Source organism: Microbacterium sp. BF1, from assembly GCF_019279095.1.
In the GTDB taxonomy this organism is placed as follows: Bacteria; Actinomycetota; Actinomycetes; order Actinomycetales; family Microbacteriaceae; genus Microbacterium; species Microbacterium maritypicum.
In genome coordinates, this window is sequence record NZ_JAGYWT010000170.1 from 1 (window position 1) to 5,017 (window position 5,017).

Sequence of the window (5,017 nt, forward strand, 5' to 3'; positions counted from 1 at the left end):
AGGAACGAGATCGTGCCGACCCCGACGTTCCGTGCCATGACGTCGGCGAGCACGTCTTCGGCGTCGACGGTGTCGCTATCGGCGTCCGATGCGCTGGCCGTGAGCACCTGCTTGAGGGATGCCGCGGCCTCGCCGCTCTGCGACGAATGCGCTTCGTCGGCGATGACCGCATAGCGGCGACCGGCGAGTCCGGTGTGCTCCTCGATGGTGTCGAGCGCATGCGGGAAGGTCTGCAGCGTCACGCCGATGATCTGCTTGCCGGCTAGCAGTGCCTCAGCGAGCTGCGCCGACTTCGATGCATCGCCGCCACGCGTGATGGGTTGGAACACCCCTGAGGTCGTCTCGAGCTGTTCGACCGCACGCTGCAACTGCCCGTCGAGCACCTGGCGGTCGGAGACGACGATCACTCCGTCGAATACTTTCTGCCCGTCGGCGTTGTGCAGCTGCGCCATCCGGTGCGCGGCCCACGCGATGGAGTCGGTCTTGCCGGAGCCCGCGGAGTGCTGGATCAGGTAGTTGTGGCCGGGGCCTTCGGCGAGCACCGCGCTTTCGAGCTTCGACACCGCCCGCCACTGGTGATACCGCGGACACCGCAGTGCCTTGTCGTAGGTCTTTCTGCCGTCGATGGGATCGGTCTTCTCGGTGAACCGGTAGTGCAGGAACCGACCGACGAGGTCGAGCCATGTTCCGCGTTCGAGGGTCTCTTGCCAGAAGTACGCGGTAGGGCTCGTGCCCGGCATCGCGGCGTTGCCGGCACCGTTGTTCTTACCCCGGTTGAAGGGTAGGAAGCGTGTGTTCGGCCCGTCGAGCTTGGTCGTCATGTGCACCTCTTCGTTCGTGACGACGAAATGCACCAAGGCACCACGCCCGAACGACAGCAGCGGTTCGCCTTCGGGCTTACGGTCTTGTGCGTACTGCTTCAGCCCTGCGGCGAGGCTCTGTGTGAGGTCGGTCTTCAGCTCGATGGTCGCGACGGGCAGACCGTTGACGAACAGCACCAGGTCGATGCGGTTCGTGTGCTTCGTCGAGTACGTCACCTGCCGCATGACCCGCAACCGGTTCGCCGCGAATCGCTCGACCGTCGTCGGGTTCAGCGATGTCGCCGGACGCGCCTGGAACAGCGAGAACTTCGCGTTCAACGCCCCCACCGACGACCTCAGCACGCCGAGCGTGCCGCCGCCGTTCATGGTGTCGTTTGCCTGCGCCGCCACCAGGCGATCGAGGATCTGCTTGCGGCCGAGTTCGCGGGATGCTTCGGATGCTCCCGGCTTCACTAGCTTCTCGAGCTGCTCCGGCTGCGTCGCCTCGAGCCACGCGAACACGTCGCTAGGGAACAGCGCCCGCTCACGGTCGTATCCTTCGGCGGTCGGTGAATACTCCCATCCGTGCGCCGCCAGGTGCTCGCAGAGCTCGGTCTCGAATGCTTCCTCGTGCTGTATCGCCACACCTTCACTCTGGCAGTCGGCGGCGAGGATTGTCGAAGACGACGCCGTGACGTGCGTTATGCGAGGCCGCGCACGTCGATCTTGCCGGTGACCGCGGCGGAGATCAGCGCCGCCCGCCGCTCCTTCGACAGCGCGATGGCTTCGCGCGCGTCGGCGATGGTTGCGTCGATTTCGGCGGTTTCGTGATCAAGGTAGTCGGCGATAAGGGATTGCTCGCCACTGGGCGGCAGTGGAGCCGCTTCGCTGAAGTAGCTCGACTGGTCTAGATTCTGAATCCCCGTCGACTGCTTCACAGAGCGCGCTGTGAGGCGTCGGCCGTAGTTCGAGCCGTGAACGTAGGTCCAGTAATGCGGGTCCATTCCGGCGCGGAGTTGAACACGGGCTACGAAGTTCGACGCCACCGCCGGTTCGTCTCGGTCATAGAGAACCACAAATCCAACTGGCGACTTCTCTCCCCCACCGCTTTTCTCTAGGAGAAGGTCCCCCTTCCTGAGCACACGCCCCTCTCGCTCCGATGTCGTGATGGCCCGGTACGTGACGGCGCGGTCATGAACTCGTTGCAATGGCCGGTCAAAGTCCGCGACACGAACGCAGCGAATATCGTCGTCGCTGCCAGGCTCATCGCCCCAGACACCGTTCTTCGTTGAAGCTACCGAAGATCCAATGCGTCCGACAGCCCAGTGCGCCGGCACCTCGCCGAGCCACTCGATGCCACTGTCCTTCATCGGGGCGGAGGGGTCGAGGCCCCTGGTCACGGCATGGGTGATGGTCGCGGCGCGGCGCTCAATGAGCAACCCGATGAGCTCTTCTTGATCCGCGATGAACGCGTCGATCTCCGCCGTCTCCCGATCCAGAAAATCGACGATGTCGTCTTGTGAATCGCGTTCGGGAATGTCGACCTTAATCGAGCCCAGTTCATCGAGGCCGATGCGCGGAGTGCGCACATTGGATCCGTCCAACGAACCGATGCCGCGCAGGAGCTTCGTTATTTGCCCAACGAACCAGCTTGTCTTGATCAGATAGACAAGGAACTTGGGAGAGGCGAGATCGGTCGCTCGCATGACGAGGTAGTCCGGACTAACGAGGCCGGCGACTGAAGCAACTCCAACCGCTCCTTTGTAGGCGCTCATGCGATTGAGAACAAGGTCACCGGGGCGACACGTCTTGTAGATTCCCAAGTCAGCCGCGCGCGGCTCCGCGTCATCGAGTTCGGAGCGGGGCACGACGCCCCGGTACTGGGACACTGAAAGCAGCGGTAATTCCGCGGACCGAGAACCTGCCCGAAGGTCTACGGGGCGAAAAGTGGCCCACATTGGGATAACTGTCATGCCTTCACCGCCGCGAGGCGTGCCCGAATCCGCCCGAGCACGATGTCCAGATCAGCGTCGATCTCGGCGAGGGAGCGCGGGGGCACGTACTGGTAGAAGTGTCGGGTGAAGGGGATCTCGCATCCGTCCTTCGTCTTCGACTCGTCGATCCAGGCATCCGGGGCGAATGGGGTCACCTCACGCGCGAAGTACTCGTGGATGTCTTCGTTCCACGGCACGTTCTCGGTATCGCGGAGGGTCGCATCTGGTTCGGGGCGCTTCTTCGCGTCGAGCACGATGGGCGCGTTCTCGTCGCGCTCTGACAGTGCAGCGATGAGAGCCTTCAGCTGTGGTGGGGTGAGGTTCACACCGGCATCCGCGAGGCGAACGGCGAGAACCTTGCGGAACGCGGGCAGATCGGTGATGGGCTCCTCATCACCCTCGGTGGCCGATGCCGCCTGCTCAACGACCGCGACGAGAGGCGCAAGGTCTACCTTCGCCAGCGGCTTCGCGTCACTTGCGCTCGTGAGGCGCTCGGTGGTGAGCGCCCAGTTCAGGCGCAGGGGGCGTTCGACGGTGATGGTGCGGTAGAAGAAGTCCTCATTCGCGAAGGTCTTCGAGCGGAGGTCATCCTCTTCGCCTTCGTAGAGCTTCACGAGCGTGGCGATGTCGTCGGGTCCGAGCTCGTTCCGCTTCGAGCCAAGGCCCTTGCGCATCTTGCGGAAGAGCTTTGTGCCGTCGACGAGCTGCACGCGGCCGACGCGCTCCGCGCTCTTCTTCGTAGAGAGCACCCAGATGTAGGTCGCGATGCCCGTGTTGTAGAACATGTCGGTCGGCAGCGCGATGATCGCCTCAAGCAGATCGCGTTCGAGCACCCACTTGCGAATGTTCGATTCACCAGACCCGGAGCCGCCGGTGAAGAGCGGGCTGCCGTTGAGGACGATCGCGGCGCGGCCGCCGCCGTCTTCGGCGGTGCGCATCTTTGAGATGAGGTGCATCAGGAAGAGCATCGACCCGTCCGAGACTCGGGGCAGGCCCGGGCCGAAGCGCCCCGCATAGCCGCGCTGGGTGTGCTCCTCGGTGACGGCCTTCTGCTGCTTCTTCCAATCGACGCCGAACGGCGGGTTAGACAGGCCGTAGCTGAAGGTGGCGCCGGCATGACCGTCGTTGATGAGGGTATCGCCGAAGAAGATGGCGTCGACCGACTGGCCCTTCACCGTCATGTCGGCCTTACAGATCGCGTATGACTGCGGGTTGATCTCCTGGCCCGCGAGAGTCAGCGTCGCGGTCGGGTTCGCGCTTCGGATGTGGTCTTCGGCGACGGACAGCATGCCGCCGGTGCCCGCGGTCGGGTCGTAGACCGAGCGGACGACGTTGGCTTTTGCGAGCGTGTCGGACTCGGGCGCGAGCAGGATGTCGACCATCAGCTCGATGACATCACGCGGGGTGAAGTGCTCACCCGCGGTCTCGTTCGAGGCCTCCGCGAACTTGCGGATCAGCTCCTCGAAGATGTGCCCCATCTCTTCGTTCGGAACGGTCGCCGGCGATAGATCGACGGCAGCGAACCGCTGCGTCACGTGGAAGAGCAGGTCGTGCTCATCGAGCTCGGCGATGCGGTCCGAGATCTTGTACTTGTCGAAGATGTCTTTCACGTTCTCCGAGAAGCCGGTGACATAGTCGGAGAGATTCGCCGCCAGGTTCCCCGAATCACCGAGCGCGGTCTTCAGATCGAACCGCGACTCGTTCCAGAACGAATACTCGTGTCCGGCCCGGGTGCGCAGCAACGACGCACGCACGGGGATGCTGTCGGCCGCCGCCCGCTCGACCGCGGCGAATACGGCCTGCTTCGTCGGCGCGAGCACCGCATCCAGGCGCCGCAACACCGTGAAAGGCAGGATGATGTCGCCGTACTGATGAGCCTTGAAGCTCCCCCGCAGCAGGTCTGCGATCGACCAGATGAACGTGGCGTGGTTGTTGCTCACAGTGGTTTTGTACTCCTCGATCAATCTCGTTTGAAGTCTAGATCGCGCTCAAGTGTTCGGCGGCGTGTGGTTCCCGCTCACCGTCGTCGCGGGCGTCGACGGGCGTCGCGCGTTGGGGCGGGGGAGATCAACTACCTGCACCTCTTCACGTTTTCCAATTCGCCGCGCAAGCATCTCCAGCCGCCGAGCTTCCGGCCAGGGGGAAGGATCCAGGGCGACGCCTTCGTCATCGCGTAATATCCGGGTCCTTGGCATAGATGATTGCTGTTGTCGGGCGCGATGC

Annotated in this window: 3 protein-coding genes; all 3 read right to left on the minus strand. The window is 63.7% G+C overall.

Annotated features, from left to right (window positions below; genetic code table 11):
* The coding region (locus KZA10_RS07855) for a type I restriction endonuclease (RefSeq protein WP_218682586.1) at positions 1-1,445 on the minus strand (1,445 nt) is incomplete at its 3' end.
* Between the two features lie 56 nt (positions 1,446-1,501).
* Complete coding sequence (locus KZA10_RS07860) at positions 1,502-2,668, minus strand: hypothetical protein (protein ID WP_218682587.1); 1,167 nt, start codon at positions 2,666-2,668, stop codon at positions 1,502-1,504.
* A 101-nt stretch (positions 2,669-2,769) separates the two neighbouring features.
* Complete coding sequence (locus KZA10_RS07865) at positions 2,770-4,734, minus strand: class I SAM-dependent DNA methyltransferase (protein ID WP_308289616.1); 1,965 nt, start codon at positions 4,732-4,734, stop codon at positions 2,770-2,772.
* Between the last annotated feature and the right edge of the window lie 283 nt (positions 4,735-5,017).